The organism is Luteococcus peritonei (genome assembly GCF_039526385.1).
GTDB classification, from domain to species: domain Bacteria; phylum Actinomycetota; class Actinomycetes; order Propionibacteriales; family Propionibacteriaceae; genus Luteococcus; species Luteococcus peritonei.
This window is the reverse complement of sequence record NZ_BAAAIX010000025.1, coordinates 1-22,558: the sequence shown is the minus strand read 5'-3', so window position 1 is coordinate 22,558 and position 22,558 is coordinate 1. Positions and strand designations below refer to the sequence as shown.

The following is a 22,558-nucleotide window of genomic DNA, read 5'->3' as shown; positions in this document are numbered from 1 at the left end:
CGGTCTTCCGGGGCCTCAGCCCAGCAGCGCCTCAGCCCAGCAGCTTGCCGGCCGCCTGCACCTTGGACTTCGCCACGGCCAGCTGCTTCTGGTAGGTGGCCAGATCTCCCTTGCGCAGCGCCTCCTCGGCAGCCGCGAAGGCGGTGTCCGCCTCGGCCAGCAGGGCCTTGGCCGCCGCCTGCTTCTCCGCCGGAGTGGTGGGTTGCTTGGCCGGGGCGGGCGCCTTCGAACCACCGGTCGTGGTGCCCGTCTCGCCCGTGTCCGCGCCCGCGTCACCCTTGAAGACGCTGTCCAGCGCCTCCTGCAGGGTGGCGCCGATGCCGATGTGCTCACCGAAGCGGACCACCACGAAGCGCAGCACCATGTAGCCGCCGCTGGTGGTGGACTGCTGGGTGTAGACCGGGCTCACGTAGAGCAGGCCGCCGCCCAGTGGGATGGTCAGCAGGTTGCCCCACCTGGCCTGGGCCGAGCCCTGCATCAGGTAGGGACGTAGCTTTGCCGCCACGTTCTCGTCGGTGTTCATGGCATTGAAGGTCTGGCCGGGGCCGGCCACCTGTTGCGCGTCGGAGAGCTTCAGCACCCGCATCCGGCCGTACTCCGAGCTGGCCGCGTCGGCATTCACCGCCACGAAGGCGCCCAGGTTCTCGCGTCCCCGCGGCACCATCACCGAGGTCTGGCTGAAGACCGGCTGCTTGTCGCCGGGCCACTTGATGGACAGGTAGTTGGGGGCCTCCTTCTGACCGTCATTGCTGACCGGGTCGTTGGGCACCTCCCACAGGTCCGACTGCTGGAACCAGGTCTCGGGATTCGTGGTGTGGTAGCGGCCCAGCACCTGGCGCTGCACCTTGAACAGGTCGGCCGGGTAGCGCATGTGCTGCAGCAGCGAGGCCGGGATGGTGTCGCGCGGCTGCACGATGCCCGGGTAGACCTTCTGCCAGGTCTTGAGGATCGGGTCGGACTCGTCCCAGCCGTAGAGGGTCACGTCGCCGTCCTGGGCGTCGACCACGGCCTTGACGGAGTTGCGGATGTAGCTGACCGGCTGCGTGCGCTGCCGGCTGCCCTGCACCGAGTCGTCGGTGGCGCCGCGCAGGTCGACGGTCTGCGAGTTCGGGTAGCGGCTGGTGGTGGTGTAGCCGTCGACGATCCACTTGATCCGCCCGTCCACCACCGCCGGGTAGATGTCGGAGTCGATGGTCAGCCAAGGGGCCACCTTCGCCACGCGCTCGCGCGGGGTGCGGTCGTAGAGGATCCGGGAGGCCTCGTTGACCCGGTCGGTGGACAGCAGGATGTTCGCATCCCCGAAGCGCAGCGCGAACAGGGTGCGGATCAGCGGGTTGCCGATCCCGATGCCGCCGGCGCCGTCATAGGTGTTGCGGGTCTCGTTGACCCCCTGGGAGCCACCGCCGGGGGTGTCCAGCTCCACCGGCGCGGTCCCGGCCGGGGCGCCGACGATCGCATAGTTGCTGGTGCGCTCACCGAAGTAGATGCGCGACTGCTTCTCGTCCAGCTTGCCGACGGTGGGGATGTCGCGGGCGATCCAGGAGGGCTCGCCGTTGGGCTGGCGGGTGTTGCCATAGGCGGCCACCACGCCGTAGCCGTGGGTGTAGACGGTGTGCAGGTTGGTCCACGACTTGTCCGGGATGTCCTCGGCGCTGATCTCGCGGGCGGCCACCACCGCATCGGTGGGGGTGCCCTGAATGGTGTAGCGGTCCACGTCGAGCACCGACGGGAAGGAGTAGTAGCCGCGCACCTGCTGCAGCTGCTCGAAGGTGGGCCCGATCAGGGCGGGGTCGATCAGCCGGATGCCGGGCAGGGCGGCGGCATCGGACTTGAGCTGGCCGGCCGAGACGGTGGTGGTGACGTCGTGGTCCTCGGCCACCTCCACGTCGGCGATGTCGTAGGCCTCGCGGGTGGCGGCGATGTTCGCCTCGATGTACTGCCGCTCCCGGTTGGGACCCTTGGGCGCGACGTCGAAGCGCTGCACGACCGCCGGGTAGATGCCCGAGAGGATCAGGCTGGAGACCACCATCAGCACCACCGAGGCGGTGGGGATCGCCCAGCGGCGGATCCTGGCGTTGACGAAGAAGAGCACGGCGCACAGCAGCGCGATCAGCGCCAGCACGTTCTTGGCGACCACCCGGGAGTGCAGGTCGGTGTAGGCCACGCCGGTGAACAGCCAGTTGTCGGTGACCGAGTAGTTGTAGCGGTCCAGCCAGTTCTGCAGGGCGTACAGCAGCATCAGCAGCCCGCACAGCACCGAGATGTGCGCCTGCGCGGCACCCGACATCGGGTTGTGGTGGCGGGTCACCACCTGGCCGCGGGGGGTCTGGGTGATGGTGAAGGACTGCAGGGCGCCCAGCATGAAGTGCGTGGCCGCCACCAGCACCGTCGCCGTGCCCAGGATCCAGAACCCCTGCCCCAGCAGGAATCGCCACCATGGCAGGTGGAAGGCGTAGAAGGAGACGTCCTGGTTGAACCACGGATCCTGCTGGCCGAAGTCGGTGGCATTGCGCCAGGCCAGGAAGGTGTCGCGGTTGGCGAAGGCCGCCAGCCCGGACAGCAGCCCCAGGCCCGTGGAGACCACCGCGATGGTGGTGCGCTGACGAGCATCGACCAGGTCACGGGTGCGGCCCACCAGGGCCGAGTTGGCGGCGGTGCGGGTGCGCGGACGCATCCGGTAGGCGAGCGCCAGATTGAGCGCCACCACAGCGGCCATCAGGGCCCCGAGGACGACGAAGAGCACGATCCCGGTGACCAGGCGGGTGCGGAAGACCTGGCCCACGCCCAGGTTCTTGAACCACAGCCAGTCCGTCCACAGCCGGCTGCCCAGCAGCACCAGGGCGAGCAGGGCCAGCGTGCCGCCCAACCACGGAAGGGCGCGCTGAGAGGTGTCCGGCCGAGCCGGTCGACGGCCGGGACGCGAGGGGCGCGGGGGGCGCGGGGGGCGCGGGATCGAGGAGCTCATGTCACTGCAGGGTGCCGGCCAGTGCCTGCGAGAGGCCGGGGACGAGGTCGTGGCCGGCCAGCAGGTCCTCGGGCCGGCTCACCAGCCGGGCCAGGCCGTGGGTGCTGCCGTCGCGCAGCGCACCGACCACCACGCGCACGTCCTGACGCTGCGGGTGCTCGGCGACGAAGCGGGTGGCCTCGTCGGGATGGGCGGGGATCTGGTCCTCGAGACCGGCGGGCAGGAAGGTGCGCTCCAGGGCGATGGCGCAGCCGGTGACCGCCTCGGTCCAACTGATGCCGCGCAGCGTGGTCAGCAGGTCCTCGCCGTCACGGAAGTCATCCTGCTCGATGGAGCTGAGCGCGTCGTCACTGGTCAGGCGCACCTGGTCGGCCAGGTGCGGCTCGGCGGCCAGCAGGTCGGCGGTGCGCACCAGGGCGAACAGCCGGGCCGGCTGGTCCCACCCGGAGGCGCCGACATGGTGCTCGATCTCCACCAGGGCGGCGATCAGCGCCTCGGGCTGGTCGGGCTGCGGCTGGCTCGGCTGGCCGTCATGGTCCACGGTCGTTCCCCTGCTCTCGTCGTGCTGGCTGTTCGGTGACTGGCTGTTCGGTGACTGGGTGTTCGGTGGCCGGCTGGTCCTGCGGGCTGCTCAGCAGCCGGGTACCTGGGCCTTCGGGTCCTCGCGCAGCGCCTTCAGGGAGGAGACCGCGTCGGCCAGGGTCGTGACCTTGACCAGCGTCATGTCGGTGCTGACACCCTCGATGTCGATGCAGTTGGGGGCAGGCACCAGGAAGATCTGGCTGCCGGCGTCCTCGGCCCCGGCGATCTTCTCCTGGATGCCGCCGATGCCGCCCACGGTGCCGTCGGCGGAGATGGTTCCGGTGCCCGCCACCTTGCGGCCCGCCACCAGCTGCGCCTCGGTGATCCGGTCGTAGATCGCCAGGCTGAAGACCAGCCCGGCGCTCGGACCCACCACCTGCGGGTCGATGCCGTAGGTCACCCGGGGGCTGTAGAGGTAGCCCTCCTGGCTGACGATCCCGATCACGGGCTTCTTCTTGTCCTTGTTGGAGGAGACGGTGGTCACGGTGACATCGCTGGACTTCCCGTCGCGCAGCACGGAGAGCACCACCGGGTCCCCCACGGCGTGCTTGGCGACGATGGCGGCCACGTCGGCGGGCTGGCGCACCTCGGTCTGGTCAACCCGCTCGATCAGGTCACCGGGCTGCAGCTTGTTGAACGACGGTCCCGCCACCCCCACCGAGCGGATCTGCGGCATCACCTGCACCGGCTGGCCGGCGGCGCGCAGGGCGGCCACCTCGGCGTCCTTGCGGGAGGTGTCCATCATGGCCACCTGGTCCGACTCCACCTGCTGGGCGCTCTTGTTGGGGGCGTAGACCGAGTCACGCACCAGCACGTCGCGGTTGGGCATCCAGTAGGCCCACAGCGCCTCCGGCAGGCTGAGATGGGAGTTCACACGGGTCACCGAGACGGTGGTCATCCGCAGCTCTCCCTGCACCGGATAGGTCTTGATGCCCTCCACCTCGAGCGCCGGGCGGCCCTGGGAATTGTTGCCCAGCAGGTCGATGGTGGTGCCCGGACGCCAGGCGACGAAGGGCACGCGCACCACGGCCAGCAGCACCGCCAGCACCACGAAGCAGGCCGCGGAGACGATCGCGGTCCAGGTCTGCGGGGTCACCGGGCCCAGGCGGCTGGCGCCGGCCCGCGGGCGCACCGCGCCACGCCGCAGCGACAAGCCCGGACTCTCCATGGCCGACACCCTACAACGGCAGGCGAAGCGGCCGGTTGCCCGGTACGGTCCGCAGACCGGGGCGCTGCCCTTGCCCGGTGAGGTTCAATGGAGCCATGAGCGAGACGCCCCGCGATCCCCGTGACGAGCAGCCCGAGGACCCGCTGACGCAGATGATGCGCCAGCTCGGCATCAACCTGGGCCCTGACGGCCAGGTGGACCTGAACGCCCTGATGGGCCAGCTGCAGCAGCAGATGGCCGCCTTCAGCACGGCGCCCGCCAGCGGCTCCGGCGTGAACTGGGAGCAGACCCGCAATGCCGCCCGCCAGGTGGCCGCCACGCTGGGTCCGGATCCCTCCTGCACCCCCGCCCAGCAGCGTGAGGTGGCCGATGCCGAGCGGCTCGCGAATCTCTGGCTCGACGAGGCCTGCGACTTCGGCCCCGTGCCCGCCCAGGCCGTGGCGTGGAGCCGGGCCGAGTGGATCGAGGAGACGATGCCGGCCTGGCAGCAGGTCACCGAGCCGATCGTCACCTCCATTGCCTCCGCCATGGGCGAGATGATGGGCGGGCAGGCCGGTCCGCAGCTGCCGCCCGAACTGGGTGCCTTCGGCGCCATGATGCAGCCAATGCTGCGCCAGGCGGCCGGCGCCATGTACTCGATGCAGCTCGCCCAGGCCATCGCCAAGGTCTCCAGCCAGGTGGTCACCGGCTCCGAGCTGGGCTTCCAGATGCTGCGCACCCCGCGCGTCGCCCTGCTGCCCACCAATGTCGCAGCCTTCTCCGAAGGCCTGGAGGTGGGCGGGCAGGACATCGCCCTCTACCTCGCACTGCGCGAGTCGGCGCGTCAGCGCCTGTTCCACCACGTCGGCTGGCTGGCACCGCAGATGCTGGCCCTGGTGGAGCACTACGCCCGCGAGATCACCATCGACGCCTCCGCCCTGGAGAGTGCCATCGACATCGACGACATGGGCCAGATGACCCCCGAGAAGATGGCCGAGATCAGCGAGAACCTGCAGGGCAAGCTCTTCGAGCCCACCCAGACCGCCGAGCAGGTGGAGATCCTGGGCCGGCTGGAGAACATGCTGGCGCTCGTGGAGGGCTGGGTGGACGAGGTGGTGGCCCAAGCGGCCGGCCGCTGGATGCCGAACTCCTCGTTGCTCGCCGAAACCGTGCGTCGCCGACGCGCCGCCGGCGGCCCCGGCCAGGACGTCTTCAAGTCGCTGGTGGGCCTCGACGTCAGCCCCCGTCGGGTGCGCGATGCCGCCAACCTGTGGGCCGCGCTCACCGCGGACCGGGGGGTCGGCGGGCGCGACGCCGTGTGGAACCACCCGGACCTGATCCCCACCGCCTCCGACCTGGACGACCCGCTGGGCTATGTCTCCGGCGAGAGCACCGCGCAGCCCGTCGACGACCTCGACGCCGAGCTGGCCAAGCTGCTGGCCGAGGAGTCCGGACGCACCGACTCCCCCGCCGAGGGCGACGACTCCCCCGGCCCCGAGGAGCCGGACGGTGGCCCGCGCGGTGACGACCCGGGTCCCCAGCCCGTCTGAGCCGGCCTCAGTCCAGATCGTCCCCCTCCAGGCCCTGCGGCATGTCCGCGGGGCCTGGTGCCGTCTCCTGGCGGCCGTGCACCCAACCCTGCAGGAAGCCCTCCGCCTTGTCGGCCAGCGGGTAGTGGGCCACCAGGGCGTGGAAGGCGGCGTCGTGGTGCCGGTGGGCCAGGTGCGCGAGTTCGTGCACCAGCACATAGTCCACCACCCAGTCGGGGAAGGGCTGCAGGCGGTGCGAGAGCCGGATCACGCCGGTCTCGGTGGAGCAGGAGGCCCAGCGCCGGTTCTGGTTGGTCACCCACTTCACCTCGGTGGGGCGCAGCGGCCGGCCGGCGGCGCGGTCCAGGTGGGCGGCGGCCAGCTTCTCGGCACGCTGCAGCATCTGGTCGGCCCGCGGTGCCCGGGAGCGCTGCTCACGGGCCAGCACCCGTCGACCCATGGTCTCGAGCCAGCGGCGCTGATCGGCCACCGCCATCCGCTCCGGCAGGTGCACCACCACCACGTTCCGTTCACGACGGGCCTGGATGGTCTTGCGACGCCGGGCACTGGTGCGGGCCACCACCCTGACCCCGTCCACCTCGATCTCCACCGGAGTGCTGCTGCTCATGGCCACCACTGTGGCACGCAGCCCTGACAACGACTGCTCTTGACGCGGTCGGGGCCAGCCAGTAGCTTTTCCTCAAGGCCCTCGGCCGGTCGATCGCATGCAGGGGAAGGCAGGCGATCTTGATCGCCGAGGGCCTCTCTCATGCGTCGAAATCTGCCGAATGTCATGTTCTGCACGGCGCGCCGGGCCGATTGGGCCCCCTTTGCTTGTCGGGCATGGCTACAGTTGCCGAGAGCCCGGTGGCCGCCCCTCAACTGGCTGCCGGCCGGACACCATCAATCAGGAGGAAAGTCGTGGCGAACGAAGAGACCTACAGCGGTGAGTTCTACTGCGTGAAGTGCAAGGCGAAGCGTGAGGCTTCGGGCAACGTCGTCGTGAACGACAAGGGCACCCGCATGGCCAAGGCCAAGTGCCCCGAGTGCGGCACCAACCTGAACCGCATCCTCGGCAAGGCCAAGTGACGGTTCTGTCAGTCGTCTTCTGACGCACAGACATCGCAGGGGCGGGTCCTTCGGGCCCCGCCCCTGCTGCATGTCCGGAGCACTGCCGCGGCCCCGGATCCCCGGGTGTTGTCTTCGGCGGCACCGGTGTCGTCGTGGTGTTGTCCCTGCTGGCCCGGCCCCGCACGACGGCGCAAGGCTGGGGCCATGCAGGACATCCTCCACGGCCGCACCCGTCTGCGAGCCACCCGCATCGAACTGGCCGGCACCGTGCGCTGGTGGCTCGACGAGCAGTGCTGGGCCGAGTTGGCGCCCGACCAGGCGCTGGAGCGGCGCCTGGCCGAGGCCGACGGCTGGTGCCGGGCCGAACAGCTCGCCCGTGGGCTGGACGCCACTGGGCGAGAGCAGCTCGGCTCCCTGCTCCAGCTGATGCACCGGGCCGGGCTGGCGGTGGAGGGTCGCCCGGAGGCGGTGCCACAGAGCCTGCGGGTGGGGCTGGTGGGCTCGGGGGTGCTGGCGCGCAGCGTCGCCACCAGCCTGGTGCGCTCCGGAGTGCGCAGCATCACCTGCCTCGACGAGCGCAGCCCTGACCCTCTGGTCTGGCCCGGTACCCGGCAGCTCACCGGCTCGGCCGCCCTGGCTCGCTCCTTGCGGCCCCGTCACGGGCTGCGTGTGGGCATCGCCCATGGGGTGCGGGAGCTGGCCGAACTGGGCACCGACATCGTGGTCGTCGCTGCCGGCACCCTGGAGCCCGACCGGCTGCTGCTGGGCGAGCTGGTGGAGCACGGGCTGGGTCACCTGGTGCTCGGCGCCCACCAGGACACCGGCCGGATCGGTCCGCTGGTGCTGCCCGGCCGGACCCCCTGCCTGCAGTGCCATGACCTGGCGCGGGCCGAGCAGGACCCGGCCTGGGGCCTGGTCCTCGCCCAGCTGTGCCAGGTCACGGCACGACCCCACCCCACCATCGGGCAGGTGGTGGCCACTCGCGCTGCGCTGGAACTGGGATGGGCAGGGCGGGACCTGACCCACGGGGAGCGGCTGCACGGCCGCTGCGAGCTGCACGACCTGGAGCGGCCGACAGTGCGCGATGTGCGATTCTCGCAGCATCCCGGATGCTCCTGTGCCCGACGGCCATGAGGCCGCCGGGCACAGGCTCAGGCTGCACGTTCCACCTCCGGGGCGTCGACCGGCAGCGGGTGCTTGCGCGGACGGCCACGGGGCCGCTTGCGCTCGATCACTGCGCCGGCCTCGAACAGCTCGCCGCCCCAGACGCCGTGGGGCTCACGGCGTTCCAGCGCCCCGGCCAGGCACTGCTGGCGCACCGGGCAGTCGGCGCAGACCTGCTTGGCGCGGGCGACGACCGACATGTCGTCGCTGAAGAAGATCGTGGGGTCCGCCTCGATGCAGGCCGCCTGCGTCACGAGTTCGACGAAGGCCTCGGCATCGATGGCGGTCATCGCCTCCCCCGGCATCAGCTCGGGGGCCATCGTGAGGGTGGGGTACATGGTGGTGCTCTCCTGGAAGCCGCTGGTGGGGCCCAGAAAAAAGGGCCGTGGTCTCGGGTTCCCCGAGGCTCACGGCCGACTGAGTGCGATGACTCAGGCCAGCGGTCCTGCGGGGAGGGTGGTGTTCTGGATGCGAGGCTTGGTGGGCCGGGCGTGGCGCGCGACTCCACCCGGGTTGCCGAATGCGGAGGCATCGGCGAGGGTGGCGAGGGAGGCGTACGCATTGCCGCGGACGGCGCTGCCAGTGACGACCAGAATGTTGATCTCCATGTCTTCCACCCTCCTCTCATCGGTCCAGATCCACCCCGGGGCTCCGGAGCAGTACGTGGAACACTCTACGGGCCGCGAGAAAATTCCCACAACCTATTTTTGACTAGGACTTTCACCGGTCCGGCCGGATGGCGTCCGAGCTCATCGCAGGTGTTCTCGGCACACCATCGGTCAGGTGACCAGGCGATCAACCGCTCAGTCGGCGAAGAGCGAACCCATGCCCGAGGGGTCCTCCCCCGCCACCACGGCCAGCAGTTGCTCGCCGTAGCGCTCCAGCTTGGCCCGGCCCACGCCGCCGATCTTCAGCAGCTCCTGCTCGTCGGAGGGGGTCTGCTCCGCGATCGCGATCAGCGTCGCGTCGGTGAAGATCACGAAGGCAGGCATCGACGCCGCCTCCGCGGTCTGCTTGCGCCAGGCCTTGAGCCGCGCCAGCAGGTCCTCGTCGTAGTCCGACGGGCAGCCCATGTGACGGCCCAGCTTGCGCTCCGCACCGGTGCCGAGCGAGTGCCCGCAGATCCGGCAGGTCTGGCTCTGGGCGCTGCGGGTGCTGCGCCGCTTCGGCGCCTTCGCCTGCTCCGCTGCCTGGGCCAGCGCCGCGGGGGTGAGCCCGTCGAGGAAGCGCGAGGGGCCGCGGTTGCCACGGCCGCCGGAGCGCGAACGGCTCCAGGAGATCCGCAGCAGCCGCCGGGCTCGGGTGATGCCCACGTAGAGCAGCCGCTTCTCCTCGTCGAGCTGCTCCGGCGTGGTGGACAGCACGAAGGGCAGGGTGCCCTCCTGCATGCCGAACAGGCAGACCGCCTCCCACTCCAGGCCCTTCGAGGAGTGCAGGGTGGACAGCGTGACGCCCTGGCTGATCGGGGCCTGCTGCAGCGCGGCGCGCTCGTGCAGGGCGTCGACCAGCTCCACCAGCCCGAACTCTGGCTGGTCCACCGCGATGTCGTGGGCCAGGTCCACCAGGGCGTTGAGGGATTCCCAGCGCTCACGCACCGAGCCGGAGCCCTCGGGGGCATCCGCCGACCACCCGACCGAGGCCAGGGCGTCCTTGAGCAGCGGCAGGCCGGGGCCCTCCGGCTCGGCGCGTGCTGCCTGGCGCAGGGCCAGCAGCGACTGCTTGATCTCGGGGCGGTCGTAGAACTTCTCGCTGCCGCGCACCAGGTAGGGGATCTTGCGCTCGGACAGGGCGGCCTCGAGCGCCGGCGACTGGGCATTGATCCGGAAGAGCACCGCCATCTCGCGCCAGTCCACACCGGACTCGTGCTGCTGCATGAGCCACAGCGCGATCGCCCGCGCCTCGTCGGACTCCTCGGGATGGGAACCGAACTCCACCTCCGGGCCGGGTGGCTGCTGGGCCACCAGGTTCACCCCGGACAGGCTTCCCAGCTGAGGCGGGCCGCCTCGGCCACGGCGCGGCGCCATCACCTTGTTGGCCAGGTCCACCACCTGCGGCGTGGAGCGGTAGTCGCGCACCAGGCGGACCACGGTGGTCTCGGGGTGGGTGGCGGCGAAGCCGGTGAGGAAGTCGGCCCGGGCCCCGGCGAAGGCGTGGATGGACTGGTGCGGGTCTCCCACCACGCACAGGTCACGGCGCTCCCCCAGCCACAGGTTGAGCACGCTCTGCTGCAGCGGCGAGACGTCCTGGTACTCGTCCACGACGAAGTGGCGGTACTGGCCGCGCACCTCGGCGGCCACCTGCTCGTGCTCGCTGAGCAGCGCTGCGGTGCACAGCAGGATGTCATCGAAGTCGATCTGTCCCCGGGCCCGCTTGGCCGCCTCGTAGCCCGTGAAGACCTTGGCCACCGTCTCCGGATCGGCACCCGCCAGGGTGCGATTGGTGGCGCGCGCGATCGCGGGATACTCGCCCGCGGTGACATTGGAGACCTTCGCCCAGCTGATCTCGCCCACCAGGTCGCGCAACAGCCCGGTGTCCACCCGGAGACCGGCTCGCGAGGCAGCCTCGGCCACCAGACCCATGCGCTTCTCGCTCACCTCGGGCAGCTCGACGCCGTAGGCGCGGGGCCAGAAGTACTTGATCTGCCGCAGCGCCGCGGCATGGAAGGTGCGCGCCTGCACGTGCGGCACCCCGAGTTGCTTGAGCCGGGCGCGCATCTCCCCGGCGGCGCGGGTGGTGAAGGTGACGGCCAGCACCCCGGCCGGGTCCAGCGCGCCGGTGAGGGCGCCGTAGGCGATCCGGTGCGTGATGGCCCGGGTCTTGCCGGTGCCGGCACCGGCGATCACCGCCACCGGGTTGCCGAAGGTCGTGGCCACCTGGCGCTGTTCCGCGTCGAGCGCCTCGAGCACGGCCTGCGGATCGACAGGGCCGGACGGACCGGAGGCACGGATGGGACTGGACACGCCCGCCACCCTAACGCCGCGCGCCGACAGTTCCGGACCGGCGCGAGCCGCGCACCGATTCTGTCGGCGACGCCACCTAGGGTGGGAGCACGATGAGCAGCACGACCCCCACCTCCCTCGCCCCCGCCCCTGCCGTGGCCTGCGCCGGGCTGGAGCTGGTGCTGTGCCCGGACTGGGAGTCGCTGGCCGACGACCTCTGCCGGGACCTGTCCTCGCCGCTGGAGGACCCCTTCGCGACGGTGCTGGTGCTGTGCGGCGCCCCGGCGGTCCGCCGCGCCCTGTCGCAGCGTCTCGCCGCCGGCCAGCCGTCGTCGGCGGGCATCTGTGCCGGCGTCGAGTTCACCAGCCTGCGGCAGGCACGACGCCGGCTGGAACAGGACCTGCTGGGCATCGACCCCGGCACCGACCCGTGGCGCAGCCGCGGCCTGGCGCTGGCCGTGCTGGACGTGATGGAGGAGGTCGGCGACCAGCCCTGGTTCCTGCCGGTGGCCCACCACCTGGGCGATGCGAACCTGCGCCCCGGCCGACGCCTGGCCACCGCCGAGCGGATCGCCCGGCTGCTGCGCCGCTATGTCACCACCTGCCCGGAACTGCTGGTGGCCTGGAGCCGCGGTGAGCTGGTCTGTCCGGACGGGTCCCCGCTGGGTGAGCAGCGGCTCTGGCAGGCCCGGATCTGGAACCTGGTCCGCGACCGGCTCGACGTCCCTGATCCCGTCGCCCGTCACCAGACCCTGTTGGAGGCACTGCGCCAGGACTCTTCGGCGCCTCTGCTCAGCGAGGACGGCATTCTCCGTCTGGTCGATCCGACGCCCTGTGAACCCCTGGACCGCGAGCTGGTGACCGCGCTGTCCGTACGGATGCCGGTGCGCCTGTGGCAGCTCACCCACGATGAAGCCGCTCCTCTGGCCCGGCGCTGGGGCGCCGCGCGTCGAACCGGCGTACAGCGCTGGGAGCAGGCCGCCGACAGCGTGCGCCGGCTGGCCCCCGTGGCCCCGAGCACCAGCCTGCTGGGAGCGGTGCAGGCCGAGGTGCTGGGGCTGCCCGCCGCCCCCGTCGGCGATGTACCCGATGCCAGCGTGCAGGTGCACGCCTCGCACGGCCCGGACCGGCAGGTGGAGGTGCTGCGCGAGGTGCTGCTGGGCCTGATGCAGGCCGACGAGAGCCTGGAGCCTCGTGACGTGGTCGTGGCCTGCACCGACCTGGACACCTATGCCCCGCTGGTGCGCGCCACCTTCTGCCTCGACGAGCAGGTGGTCGGCGAGGACCTGCACCCGGGCCACCGGCTGCGGGTCCAGCTGGCCGACGCATCGCTGGAGCAGCCCAACCAGGTGCTGGAGGTGCTGCGACGCCTGCTGCACCTGGCCGGAGACCGCGCCACCGCCCAGGACCTGGTGGACCTGTGCACCGCCACCCCGGTGGCCATCCGCTTCGACCTCGGCCCCGACGACCTGGACCGGATCACCCGGCTGGTGGCCGCCGCCGACGTGCGCTGGGGCCTGGACGTGCGCCACCGCGGCGAATTCGGGCTGTCCCAGGTGCGCCAGTCCACCTGGCTGGCCGGCGTCGAGCGGATCTGCGTGGGCATCGCCATGGGCACCCAGCCCTTGCGCTGGCTGGGCACCGCCCTGCCCGTGGACCAGGTGGAGAGCTCCGACGTGATGGCGGCCGGCAGCCTGGCCGAGGTCGTCTCACGGGTTCGCAAGGTGGTGGCCACCTGGCGCACCCCCGCGCCGGTGCAGGAGTGGATCAGCCGGCTGCACGAGGCGCTCGACCTGCTGGTGGCCACCGACATGGACGACGCCTGGCAGCTCAGCACCGCCCGCGGCGAGCTGGCGGACCTGGCCGACCTGACCGTGGACCGCACCGCCGCGCTGGGGCTGGGCGACCTGCAGGCCCTGTTCGACCGGCTGCTGCGCACCGGCCGGGGGCGGCCGAACTTCGGCAACGGCTCGCTGCTGGTCTGCGGTCTCGACGACCTGGCCGACGTGCGCCACCGGGTGGTGGCGGTGCTCGGCCTGGACGACCAGCGCTTCCCCGTCCGCCCCGCGCAGGACGGCGACGACCTCTCCCGACTGGGCGAACACGACCCCGAGCTCGACCCGCGAGCCCGCTCGCGCGAACTGCTGCTGGACGCGCTGATGGCCGCCTCCGAGACCTTCGTCGTGGTCCACCAGGGCCGCACCGCTCGCACCAACGAGCCGGTCCCCCGCCCGATGCCGGTGATCGACCTGGTGGACGCCTGCGAACGCCACGGACGCCCGATGGTCGCCACGCACAGCCTGCAGCCGCAGTCCGCCGCCAACTTCAATGCGGCCCCCGACGAGCCGCCCTTCAGCTTCGACCGCGCCGCCCTGGCCGGAGCCCAGGCCCGTGACCTGCTGGCCCAGCACCCCGTCGAGCCGCCACCGCCGCTGTGGCAGGTTCCGCTGGGACAGCCCCCGGTGGCCACCGAGGTGGACCTGGGTGAGCTGGTGGACTTCTACCGGCATCCGGCGCGCGAGCTACTGCGCCGCAGCCTGGGCGTGACCATGGGTCGCTGGGACGACGAGCTGCCCGACGAGCTGCCGATCGAGCCCGACTCGCTGCAGGAGTGGGCGATCGGCGACCGGATGGTGCGGCTCGCCCTGGACGGGCTGGACCCGCAGCAGGTGGCGGCCGCCGAGCGACTGCGCGGCGAACTGCCGCCCGGCCAGTTGGGGGCCCGCACCCTGAACAAGCTGATGCCGCAGGTGACCCGGGTGGTCAACGCCACCCTGCGCGAACGCGGTGTCCCCGCCGTGGACCTCGACTGCGAACTGCCGCTGGACCGGGTGCTGCTCACCGGCCGGGTGCGGGTGCACGAGAGCACCGTGGTCAGCCACGCCTTCTCCCGCACCAATGCGGCCACGCTGATGACCGCCTGGCTCAACCTGCTGCTGCTCTCGGCCACCCGTCCCGCACCGGCCGTGGGCTGGCGCGCGGTGCACGTGGGTCGCGACGCCCTGTGCACCCTGCTGGCGCCGCCTGCCGAACGCTCGGCCCAGCTGCTGGCGGAGATGACCTCGCTGCGCTCCGCCGGACTGGTGCAACTGGTCCCGCTGCCGATCCGGGCCGCGGCCGCCTTCCAGCGCCTCACGCCGGTCAAGCCCTGGCGTCCCGAGGACCCCGAGGTGGTGGCCCGTCGCGACTTCCGCCACGAGCACGACGCCGACTGGGCCCGCTTCGTCGGCGACGACCTGGACGCGCTGCGCCGGCTGGAGGCGCAGCCCGGTGACCCGGGCCTGCCCGGTGGGTCGCGCTTCGAGAACCTGTCCGACTGGATGTTCACGCCGATCCGTGAGCAGCTGAGCGTGGGGAACCTGCGATGAGCCAGCACACCGTCCTCACCGACCCCTCCCCCTTCGACCTGCTCGGACCGCTGCCCAGCGGCACCAGCGTGCTGGAGGCCTCGGCCGGCACCGGCAAGACCTATGCCATCACCGCCCTGGCGGTGCGCTACCTGGCCGAGGGGCACTTCCGGCTGGACGAGATCATGATGGTCACCTTCTCCCGGGCCGCCACCAGCGAGTTGCGGCACCGGGTCTACACCCGGCTGCGGGAGACCCGCGCGGCCCTGGCCGCCCACCTGGCCGAGGGCAGCATGCCGACCGACCGGGTGGACGCCCATCTGGTGGCCGCCTCCCCCGAGGAGGTGGCGCTGCGGCTGGAGCGGGTCGACGCCGCGCTGGCCGAGATCGATGCGGCCACCATCGCCACCACCCACGAGTTCTGCCAGCGGATGCTCACCGGGCTGGGACTGCTGGTGGACCACGACCAGACCGTCCGCTTCGCTGACAATGTCGACGACCTGGTGCAGCAGGTGGTCCAGGACGCCTACCTGGCGCGCGAGGTGGCCGACGCCTCAGACGTCCCACCGTCCAAGCAGGCCGGCTGGAAGGCCTTCCGCGAGGTGGGGCTGCAGGCCCTGCGCGAGGTGGAGCTGCCGCTGGTGCCCGAGGAGGTGCCCGGCCTGAGCGCCGCCCGGGTGGACTTCGCCCGGCAGGTGCGCGCCGACTTCGAGGCCCGCAAGCGCCGCGGCGGCATCTACACCTTCGACGACATGGTGGCGCGACTGCGCGACGCACTGACCGACCCGGTCACCGGCGAGCTGGCCGCCCGAACCCTGTCCGAGCGCTACCCGCTGGTGCTGATCGACGAGTTCCAGGACACCGACCCCACCCAGTGGCAGATCGTCCACCGGGCCTTCGTGGGGCGCTCGACGGTGGTGCTCATCGGAGACCCGAAGCAGGCCATCTACGCCTTCCGCGGCGCCGACGTGAATGCCTACCTGGACGCGGTGGCCCATGCCGATGCGCTCTACACGCTGGACGTGAACCACCGCAGCGACGAGCCGGTGGTGCGCGGCGTGCTCGAGGTCTTCGCCGGGGCGGCCATGGGTTCGCAGCGCATCGTGGTGCGCGACGTACAGGCCCGGCACAAGGGTTCCAGGATCGAGCCGCCCTTCTCGCCGGTCCCCCGCGAGGTGGCGCCGGTGCAGGTGCGCTGCATCCGTCGCCCGGCGCGCGGCGAGATGTCGGCCACGCGCGCCGAGCGCGCGATCACCGCCGACCTGGTCAACGAGGTGGTGGGCCTGCTGGCCGACGGCTGGCAGGTGGACCAGGGCGGCGAGGACGGCTGGCGCCGGCTGCAGCCCAGCGACATCGCCGTACTGGTGCGGGCCAACCGTCGCGGCGAGCAGATCCGCGACGCCCTGGCCACCGCCGGTGTGAGCGCCGTCTTCGGGGGCGCCTCCAGCGTGATGACCAGCGAGGCGGCCATGGCCTGGCTGGACCTGCTGCACGCCCTGACCGAGCCGTCCAATCCCGCCATGAAGCGTGCCGCCCTGGGCTGCCTGATCGGCTGGAGCGAGCAGGAGCTGGCCGCCGCCAGCCGCGACCAGGCCACGGCGCCCGAGGCGGAGCCGCTGCCCGTGGGTCGCTCGCTGCCGGAGCTGGCGGTGCAGGTCAAGCTGCTGGGGCGCGTGCTCGACGAGCAGGGCGTGGCCGCCGTCTTCGAGGCGCTGTGCGACCAGACCAATCTCTACCGGCGGCTGCTGGCCCGCCCGGACGGGGAGCGGCTGATGACCGACGTCCGTCACGTCGCACAACTGCTCAACGAGGCGGCGGAGCGCGGACAGCTGGGCTCGATGGCGCTGGCCGAGTGGCTGGCCGACCGGGTCAACGAGGCCCAGGGCAGCCGCGACGACGACCGCACCCGACGACTGGAGACCGACGCCTCCTGCGTGCAGATCATGACGATCCACGGCGCCAAAGGGCTCGAGTTCCCGGTGGTGCTGCTGCCCGAGGCCGCCAACGAGTGGGAGCGCCCCGAGCGAGACCCGCGCCCGATCGTGGGACAGCTCAACGGCCGTCGGGTGCTCGACGTGGGCGTCGACGGCGCCTGGGCCCGGCGCCGTGAGGACTACCGGGTGCACGAGCGGGCCGAGAGCCTGCGCACGCTCTACGTGGCCATGACCCGTGCCAAGTCGCGGCTGGTGATGTGGTGGGCTCCCACCCGCGAGAACACCGCAGCCTCGCCGCTGCACCGGCTGCTCCACGGCCCCCGCCGCCCCGGCGTCGAGCTGGACCTGTCCTATCCGCTGCCCGAGGATCCGCGGGTGCCGCTGGACCGGCGGCTGGTGGAGATGGTGCTGGTGGATCCCGCTGAAGCACGGCGTCGCGAGGCACGGCCGCAGCGCAGCGCGGGACTGGTGGCGCGCAGCTTCACCCGTGAGGTGGACACCACCTGGCGTCGCACCTCCTACTCGGGCCTCACCCACGAGGTGCACGGCGTCCGGATGGCCAGCGCCGAGGCACCGGAGCAGGACGAGGTGGAGCTGGACGACGAGGCCGCCACCCCACCCGCCGCGGTGCCCGCCGGCTCGCTGGCGTCCGCGCTGGGTCCGCTGCCCGGCGGCACCCAGTTCGGCTCGCTGGTGCACGGCGTTCTGGAGACGGTGGATCCCACCTCGGCCAGCCTGGAACAGGACCTGGCCTCGCGGGTGGATCATCTGCTGGCCCGGCTGCCCGTCGACGGACTGGATGCCGAGGCGCTGGTGCAGGGGCTCGCGGAGGTGCTCCGCACCCCGCTCGGGCCGCTGGCCGATGACCTGCGGTTGTGCGACATCCCGGTCAAGGATCGGCTCGCCGAGCTCGACTTCGAGTTGCCGATGGGCGGCCCCGGCGGCGAGGCGGCCCGGCTGCGCGACATCGCCGCGGCGCTGCAGGACGGTGCGCTGACCGGCGGGGACGACTTCGCCGCCGCCTATGGCCGCCACCTGGCCGAGAGCCCGGTGGCCGACAAGACCCTGCGCGGCTTCCTCACCGGCTCCATCGACGCGGTGCTGCGCATCCCCGATGGTGGCGGCCAGCGCTTCCTCGTGGTGGACTACAAGACCAACCGGATCCCGGTGGCCGAGGGCGAAGAGCTCTCGGCACTGCACTACACACCGGCCGCGATGGGCCGCGCGATGGTGGAGGCGCACTACCCGCTGCAGGCCCTGCTCTATGCCGTGGCGCTGCATCGTTTCCTGGGCTGGCGGCTGCCCGGCTACCGTCCGGAGCAGCACCTGGGCGCCACCGGCTACCTGTTCGTGCGCGGCATGGCCGGTGCCGACACCCCCACGGTGGACGGCATGCCCTGCGGCGTCTTCACCTGGCACCCGTCGGCCGCCCTGGTGGCCCACGTCTCCCGACTGCTCGAAGGACGATGATGGCGACGATCGACACGGTGGTCTCCGCCACCGGCCTGCTGGCCGACTTCAACGCGGCCGGGGTGCTGGCCGCCCCGGACGTCCACGTCGCGCAGACCCTGGGCCGGCTCTGCCGCGAGGACGACCAGCGGGTGCTGCTGGCCGCGGCCCTGACCGTTCGGGCGCTGCGCCTCGGCTCGGTCTGCCTGGAGCTGGACGGTGTGCGGGAGCGCGTCGTGGCCGAGATGCGTGATCCTGCGCTCGATGCCGCCGAGGCCGGGGCCGACGTCGACGCCCTGGCCTGGCCCGAGCCGGCGGCCTGGATGGCGGCGCTGCAGGCCAGTGCGATGGTGGCCCAGGGCCTGGAGGCGCCGGTGAACGAGCACCCGCTGCGGCTGGCCGAGGACCTGCTCTACCTGGAGCGCTACTGGGCCGAGGAGTCCGTGGTGCGCTCGCGGCTGGACCAGCGAGCCGCCCACCCGGTGCCCCCGGTGGACGAGACGGAGCTGGGCGCCGTCCTGGATGCCCTGTTCGACGGCTCGGGGTTGGCACCGGGCGAGGCGGACCTGCAGCGGCAGAGCGCCGAGTGCGCCGCCAGGAACTGGAACAGCGTGGTGGCCGGCGGTCCGGGCACCGGCAAGACCACGACGGTGGCGCGACTGCTGGCGGTACTGCAGGCCACCAGCGGGCAGCGGCTGCGGATCGCCCTGGCCGCCCCCTCCGGCAAGGCGGCCGCCCGGCTGGAACAGGCGGTCACGGAGGCTCTGGAACAGCTCCCGCCTGGCGTCGAGCGCCCGGTGATCAGCCAGGCCTCCACCCTGCACAAGCTGCTGGACGCCCGCGGCGCCGGACGTGGTTTCGGGCGCGGCGTGGCCAACCCGCTGCCCCACCAGGTGGTGGTGGTGGACGAGATGTCGATGGTGGCGCTGCCCCTGATGGCGCGGCTGCTGGAGGCGCTGCGTCCCGAGACCCGGCTGGTGATGGTGGGCGATCCGAACCAGCTCACCTCGGTGGAGGCCGGTGCGGTGCTCTCCGACCTGGTGGCTGCCTCCGCGCGGCCCGAGGCGCGGCACCGCGGTGCGGTCACCGAGCTCACCCACACCTGGCGCTTCGGACCGGCCATCGAGGCCCTCGCCGAAGCCATCCGAACCGGCCGGGCCGACGATGCCCTGGCGCTGCTGTCTGCGCCCCCGGATCCGACCGCGTCCGAGCAGGACGGCTTCGTCGAGCTGGTGGCGGTGGATCCGGGTTCGCTGGACCTGGCCGATCCCAGTCTGCGCGCGGTGCGCGAGAAGGTGCTGGAACAGGGCAAGGGGGTCTTCGCCGCGGCCCGCGGCGGCCGCGTCGACGACGCCTTGGCCTCGCTGGACCTGCACCGGATCCTGTGCGCCCACCGAGAGGGCCGCTGGGGCGTCTCGCGCTGGGGGCGGATGACCGAGGATCTGCTGCGCGACGAGGTGGCCAGCTACGGCCAGCAGTCCGATCGGGCGCAGGGCGAGTGGTACGTGGGCCGACCGCTGCTGATCACCCAGAACCTGCGCGACCTGGACCTGTCGAACGGCGACTCGGGCGTCGTGGTGGACACCGCGCAGGGGCTGCGGGCCGCCGTCGGCAGTCCGGGCCAGTCACGGCTGCTCTCCCCCTTCCTGCTGGACGGGGTCACCAGCCTGCATGCCATGACGGTGCACAAGGCGCAGGGCAGCCAGTTCACCCACGTCACGGTGGTGCTGCCGCCGGCCGAGTCGGCGCTGCTGACCCGCGAGCTGCTCTACACCGCGGTGACGCGTGCCCGGCTCGGGGTACGGCTGGTGGGCACCCCGGAAGCAGTCGCCAAGGCCATCGACACCCCCGCCACCCGGGCCTCCGGCCTGTCCCGCGGCTGGTGAGCGTGGGCATCGGGCATCCCAGCGGTGTGACACCTCGACACCCGGCCGCCGGACCTGCCCTGAATCGGCCGCTGGGCGGCAGTGGCTGTGCCAGCCTGTGACCATGCCGACGCCCGATGTGATCCAGCTCCACCCGGGATTCCCGCTCACGGAGCAGGACTACCAGCCCCTGCTGCAGGCACTGGCCGCATCCTTGTCCGGGAGCGCCGTCGCCGTCGCCCATTCCCATGGAGCGCTCGCCGCCCTGTCGGCCACCCCGTCGGGCCGGCCCTTGGTCCTGCTCGCGCCGAGCGACCCTGGTCGGCCACGGCCCGCACGCCGCGCCACCGCACGCCTGCTCCAGGCGCTCGCACGGATCCCCGGCGCGGACGACGGGATGGCCGATCTGCTGCGGCGACGCTCCTTCGCAGCCATGGGAGTCACCCCACCTGCCGGTCCCGCCCTGCCACTGTCCGAGGCGGCCGGGCGCCTGATGGGAGCTGTTGACGTTCCTCTTGGGCCACGTCGCCACACCTGGGTGCTGAGCTCAGCGGCGGATCGCCGCCACCAGGAGCAACTGGCCCTGGCCCACCTGCTGGGCGCCGAGGTCGTGCTCGTCGAGGGCGGTCACCTGTTCCCCATCACCGAGCCGCAGGCGACCGCCGCGGTGATCGCTTCCTGCCTGGGCGCAGAGCCCACCCCCACCTGACGAGTTCCGCTCAGAGCCCTCGTTCGGCGCGAGCGGGTGGCCGGTCACCGCGGATCGAGGCCACCATGTCCAGCACGCGTCGGGTGGCGCGCACGTCGTGGGTGCGGAAGACACCGGCCCCGAGCCAGGCTGCCACGGCCGTGGCAGCCAAGGATCCCTCCAGGCGCTCCTCCACCGGCAGGTCCAAGGTCTCGCCGACGAAGTCCTTGCGCGAGATCGCCGCCAGCACAGGGAAGCCCAGCTCCACGATCTGGTCGCTGGCGGCCACCAGGCGCAGCGAATGGACGGTGGTCTTGCCGAAGTCGAGCGTGGCATCCACCAGCACCGCCTCGGGAGCCACCCCGGCCGCCACCGCGCGACGGGCTCCCTCCGCCAGACCCTCGAGCACGTCGGCCACCACGTCGTCGGAGCCGGGACCATAGCTGACGCCCTGCGGGTCGGTGCGCGGCGGCAGTCCCCCGGTGTGGGAGACCACGTAGCCGCAGCCCTGCCGTGCCGCCTCCACCACCAGCTGCGGGTCATGGCCCGCCCAGGTGTCGTTCACCAGGTCCACGAGGCCCTCGCAACCACGCGCCACCTCGCTGCGCCAGGTGTCGAGACTGAGCAAGGCCTCGGGGTGTGCATCTCGGGCTGCCTCGAGGAAGGGGCGCACACGGCCCAGCTCCTGTTCGGCGTCCACCCACTCGCCCTGCTGGCCGGCGCGCACCCCACCGACGTCGACGATGTCGGCGCCGTCGGCCAGCACCACCTCCAGGCGTTCCAGGGCCGCGGCCAGGTCGTGGCGGGCGGCGGCGTAGAAGGAGTCGGGGGTGCGGTTCACCACGGCCATCACCGCGGGGCGGGAGGCGTCGAAGCGGCGCCCGCGCAGCACCAGCGGCGCACCGGCCGGCGGCACCACCACCGGCCTCACAGGCCGGAGCCCAGCTCCGGACGGGGCAGTTCCCCGCGTCGCCAGGCCTGGATGATGCGCCCGGCGATCGAGCCCAGACCGGGCAGGGTGAGGCCGCCGGCCTCCGCGGCGGCGAGGTCCTCGGGCGTGTACCAGGTGGCCCAGGCCAGCTCCTCGCCGTCGACGCGCACCTCGCCGGCCGCCCGGGCGACGTAGCCGAGCATCAACGAGCGGGGATAGGGCCACGGCTGGCTGGACAGGAAGTGGGCCGCGCTCACCTCAAGGCCGGACTCCTCGCGCACCTCGCGCACCACCGCGTGCTCGGCGCTCTCCCCTGCCTCCAGGAAGCCCGCCAGGATCGAGACCCGCCCCTCGGGCCAGCTGGCCTGGTGGGCCAGCAGCAGCCGGTCCTGCTCGTCGAGCACGGCGACGATCATGGCGGGGTCGGTGCGCGGGAAGGCCAGCCGACCGCAGGCAGTGCAGGTGCGCTGGAAACCTCCGGCCGACATCTGCGTGGCCGCGCCGCACCGCTCGCAGAAGCGGGCCGCATCGTGCCAGGCCAGCACGGCGGTGGCGGCGGTCACCACCTCCAGGTCGGCGGCGTCGAAGTCGGTGGAGCGCAGGGTGCGTCCCTCGGTGAGCTCGCCACGACGGGCGAACCAGACGTGGCCGTCAGGCCCGTCGGTGCGACCGAGCAGGACGTCGCGCTGCGGGTTGTAGCTGCCGGTGACCGGACGACCGAGCGGGTCGGCCACCAGGCCGCCCTCGCCCACCTCGACGAGCAGTGCACCCGGCTCGGCCCACAGTGCCTCCAGGGTCTGCGGCTCCACCCGGGCCAGACCCATCCGGTCCAACCTGCTGTGCAGGTTCCACACCTCACTCATGGGTCCCGAGCCTAGTTGTTGGTCGCAGGCAGGTTCATGACACTCGGGTGATGGGAGCTTTCCCGCCGAGGGCGCTGTGGCCTC

At 72.2% G+C, this 22,558-nt stretch carries 16 protein-coding genes; 7 read left to right on the top strand and 9 right to left on the bottom strand.

The features are described 5' to 3' along the window. Positions 1–31: 31 nt before the first annotated feature. The 3 genes from ABD073_RS09720 to ABD073_RS09710 form a co-directional block, all read right to left on the bottom strand. The gene (locus ABD073_RS09720) at positions 32–2,866 is read right to left on the bottom strand and encodes a UPF0182 family membrane protein (protein ID WP_343874100.1); all 2,835 of its coding nucleotides are present in this window, start codon (positions 2,864–2,866) and stop codon (positions 32–34) included. Positions 2,867–2,966: 100 nt separating this feature from the next. Beyond that, positions 2,967–3,506, bottom strand: coding sequence for a PPA1309 family protein (locus tag ABD073_RS09715; protein WP_343874099.1), 540 nt, complete (start codon positions 3,504–3,506; stop codon positions 2,967–2,969). A 90-nt stretch (positions 3,507–3,596) separates the two neighbouring features. Beyond that, complete coding sequence (locus ABD073_RS09710) at positions 3,597–4,715, bottom strand: YlbL family protein (protein WP_343874097.1); 1,119 nt, start codon at positions 4,713–4,715, stop codon at positions 3,597–3,599. A 95-nt stretch (positions 4,716–4,810) separates the two neighbouring features. Here ABD073_RS09710 and ABD073_RS09705 point away from each other — a divergent pair, with 95 nt between their 5' ends. Next, positions 4,811–6,244 (top strand): zinc-dependent metalloprotease, encoded by a 1,434-nt coding sequence (locus tag ABD073_RS09705; protein ID WP_343874095.1) that lies wholly within the window; start codon positions 4,811–4,813, stop codon positions 6,242–6,244. Positions 6,245–6,251: 7 nt separating this feature from the next. Here the strand turns inward: ABD073_RS09705 and ABD073_RS09700 are convergent, their stop codons facing one another. Next, positions 6,252–6,851 carry a M48 family metallopeptidase gene (locus ABD073_RS09700; RefSeq protein WP_343874093.1) on the bottom strand — a complete coding sequence of 200 codons (600 nt, stop codon included), beginning with the start codon at positions 6,849–6,851 and terminating at the stop codon, positions 6,252–6,254. A 293-nt stretch (positions 6,852–7,144) separates the two neighbouring features. Between ABD073_RS09700 and ABD073_RS09695 the strand changes: the two genes are divergently transcribed. Both ABD073_RS09695 and ABD073_RS09690 read left to right on the top strand, forming a co-directional pair. Continuing rightward, positions 7,145–7,312, top strand: coding sequence for a DUF5679 domain-containing protein (locus ABD073_RS09695; RefSeq protein WP_343874092.1), 168 nt, complete (start codon positions 7,145–7,147; stop codon positions 7,310–7,312). A gap of 186 nt (positions 7,313–7,498) precedes the next feature. After that, the gene (locus tag ABD073_RS09690; protein WP_343874091.1) at positions 7,499–8,428 is read left to right on the top strand and encodes a Rossmann-fold NAD(P)-binding domain-containing protein; all 930 of its coding nucleotides are present in this window, start codon (positions 7,499–7,501) and stop codon (positions 8,426–8,428) included. A gap of 17 nt (positions 8,429–8,445) precedes the next feature. Here the strand turns inward: ABD073_RS09690 and ABD073_RS09685 are convergent, their stop codons facing one another. The 3 genes from ABD073_RS09685 to ABD073_RS09675 form a co-directional block, all read right to left on the bottom strand. Further along, the gene (locus ABD073_RS09685) at positions 8,446–8,796 is read right to left on the bottom strand and encodes a WhiB family transcriptional regulator (RefSeq protein ID WP_343874089.1); all 351 of its coding nucleotides are present in this window, start codon (positions 8,794–8,796) and stop codon (positions 8,446–8,448) included. Positions 8,797–8,889: 93 nt separating this feature from the next. Continuing rightward, positions 8,890–9,066: a hypothetical protein gene (locus ABD073_RS09680; protein ID WP_343874087.1), complete on the bottom strand. Its 177-nt coding sequence runs from the start codon at positions 9,064–9,066 to the stop codon at positions 8,890–8,892. A 195-nt stretch (positions 9,067–9,261) separates the two neighbouring features. After that, complete coding sequence (locus tag ABD073_RS09675; protein ID WP_343874085.1) at positions 9,262–11,418, bottom strand: ATP-dependent DNA helicase UvrD2; 2,157 nt, start codon at positions 11,416–11,418, stop codon at positions 9,262–9,264. A 92-nt stretch (positions 11,419–11,510) separates the two neighbouring features. On the opposite strand from ABD073_RS09675, the gene ABD073_RS09670 reads away from it, so the two are divergent. From ABD073_RS09670 to ABD073_RS09655, 4 genes are all read left to right on the top strand, one after another. Next, positions 11,511–14,765 carry an exodeoxyribonuclease V subunit gamma gene (locus ABD073_RS09670; RefSeq protein ID WP_343874083.1) on the top strand — a complete coding sequence of 1,085 codons (3,255 nt, stop codon included), beginning with the start codon at positions 11,511–11,513 and terminating at the stop codon, positions 14,763–14,765. Then, entirely contained in the window at positions 14,762–18,148 is a 3,387-nt protein-coding gene (locus ABD073_RS09665) for a UvrD-helicase domain-containing protein (protein WP_343874081.1), read from the top strand. The genes ABD073_RS09670 and ABD073_RS09665 overlap by 4 nt, the downstream gene beginning before the upstream one ends. Next, entirely contained in the window at positions 18,148–20,013 is a 1,866-nt protein-coding gene (gene recD / locus ABD073_RS09660) for an exodeoxyribonuclease V subunit alpha (RefSeq protein ID WP_343874079.1), read from the top strand. Before ABD073_RS09665 ends, recD begins: the two co-directional genes overlap by 1 nt. Positions 20,014–20,116: 103 nt before the next feature. After that, positions 20,117–20,701: an alpha/beta fold hydrolase gene (locus ABD073_RS09655; RefSeq protein WP_343874078.1), complete on the top strand. Its 585-nt coding sequence runs from the start codon at positions 20,117–20,119 to the stop codon at positions 20,699–20,701. 10 nt (positions 20,702–20,711) lie between these two features. On the opposite strand, the gene folP is transcribed toward ABD073_RS09655, so the two are convergent. Next, complete coding sequence (gene folP / locus ABD073_RS09650) at positions 20,712–21,611, bottom strand: dihydropteroate synthase (protein ID WP_343874077.1); 900 nt, start codon at positions 21,609–21,611, stop codon at positions 20,712–20,714. Next, positions 21,608–22,474, bottom strand: coding sequence for an NAD(+) diphosphatase (gene nudC / locus ABD073_RS09645; RefSeq protein WP_343874075.1), 867 nt, complete (start codon positions 22,472–22,474; stop codon positions 21,608–21,610). The genes folP and nudC overlap by 4 nt, the downstream gene beginning before the upstream one ends. Positions 22,475–22,558 lie beyond the last annotated feature (84 nt).

Bases quoted from the DNA above. Each gene is read 5' to 3' on its own strand.
- ABD073_RS09655 (WP_343874078.1), top strand. From the start codon at position 20,117: ATGCCGACGCCCGATGTGATCCAGCTCCACCCGGGATTCCCGCTCACG.
- ABD073_RS09710 (WP_343874097.1), bottom strand. From the start codon at position 4,715: ATGGAGAGTCCGGGCTTGTCGCTGCGGCGTGGCGCGGTGCGCCCGCGG.
- ABD073_RS09690 (WP_343874091.1), top strand. From the start codon at position 7,499: ATGCAGGACATCCTCCACGGCCGCACCCGTCTGCGAGCCACCCGCATC.
- ABD073_RS09680 (WP_343874087.1), bottom strand. From the start codon at position 9,066: ATGGAGATCAACATTCTGGTCGTCACTGGCAGCGCCGTCCGCGGCAAT.
- recD (WP_343874079.1), top strand. From the start codon at position 18,148: ATGGCGACGATCGACACGGTGGTCTCCGCCACCGGCCTGCTGGCCGAC.
- ABD073_RS09670 (WP_343874083.1), top strand. From the start codon at position 11,511: ATGAGCAGCACGACCCCCACCTCCCTCGCCCCCGCCCCTGCCGTGGCC.
- ABD073_RS09705 (WP_343874095.1), top strand. From the start codon at position 4,811: ATGAGCGAGACGCCCCGCGATCCCCGTGACGAGCAGCCCGAGGACCCG.
- ABD073_RS09685 (WP_343874089.1), bottom strand. From the start codon at position 8,796: ATGTACCCCACCCTCACGATGGCCCCCGAGCTGATGCCGGGGGAGGCG.
- nudC (WP_343874075.1), bottom strand. From the start codon at position 22,474: ATGAGTGAGGTGTGGAACCTGCACAGCAGGTTGGACCGGATGGGTCTG.
- ABD073_RS09700 (WP_343874093.1), bottom strand. From the start codon at position 6,851: ATGAGCAGCAGCACTCCGGTGGAGATCGAGGTGGACGGGGTCAGGGTG.
- ABD073_RS09665 (WP_343874081.1), top strand. From the start codon at position 14,762: ATGAGCCAGCACACCGTCCTCACCGACCCCTCCCCCTTCGACCTGCTC.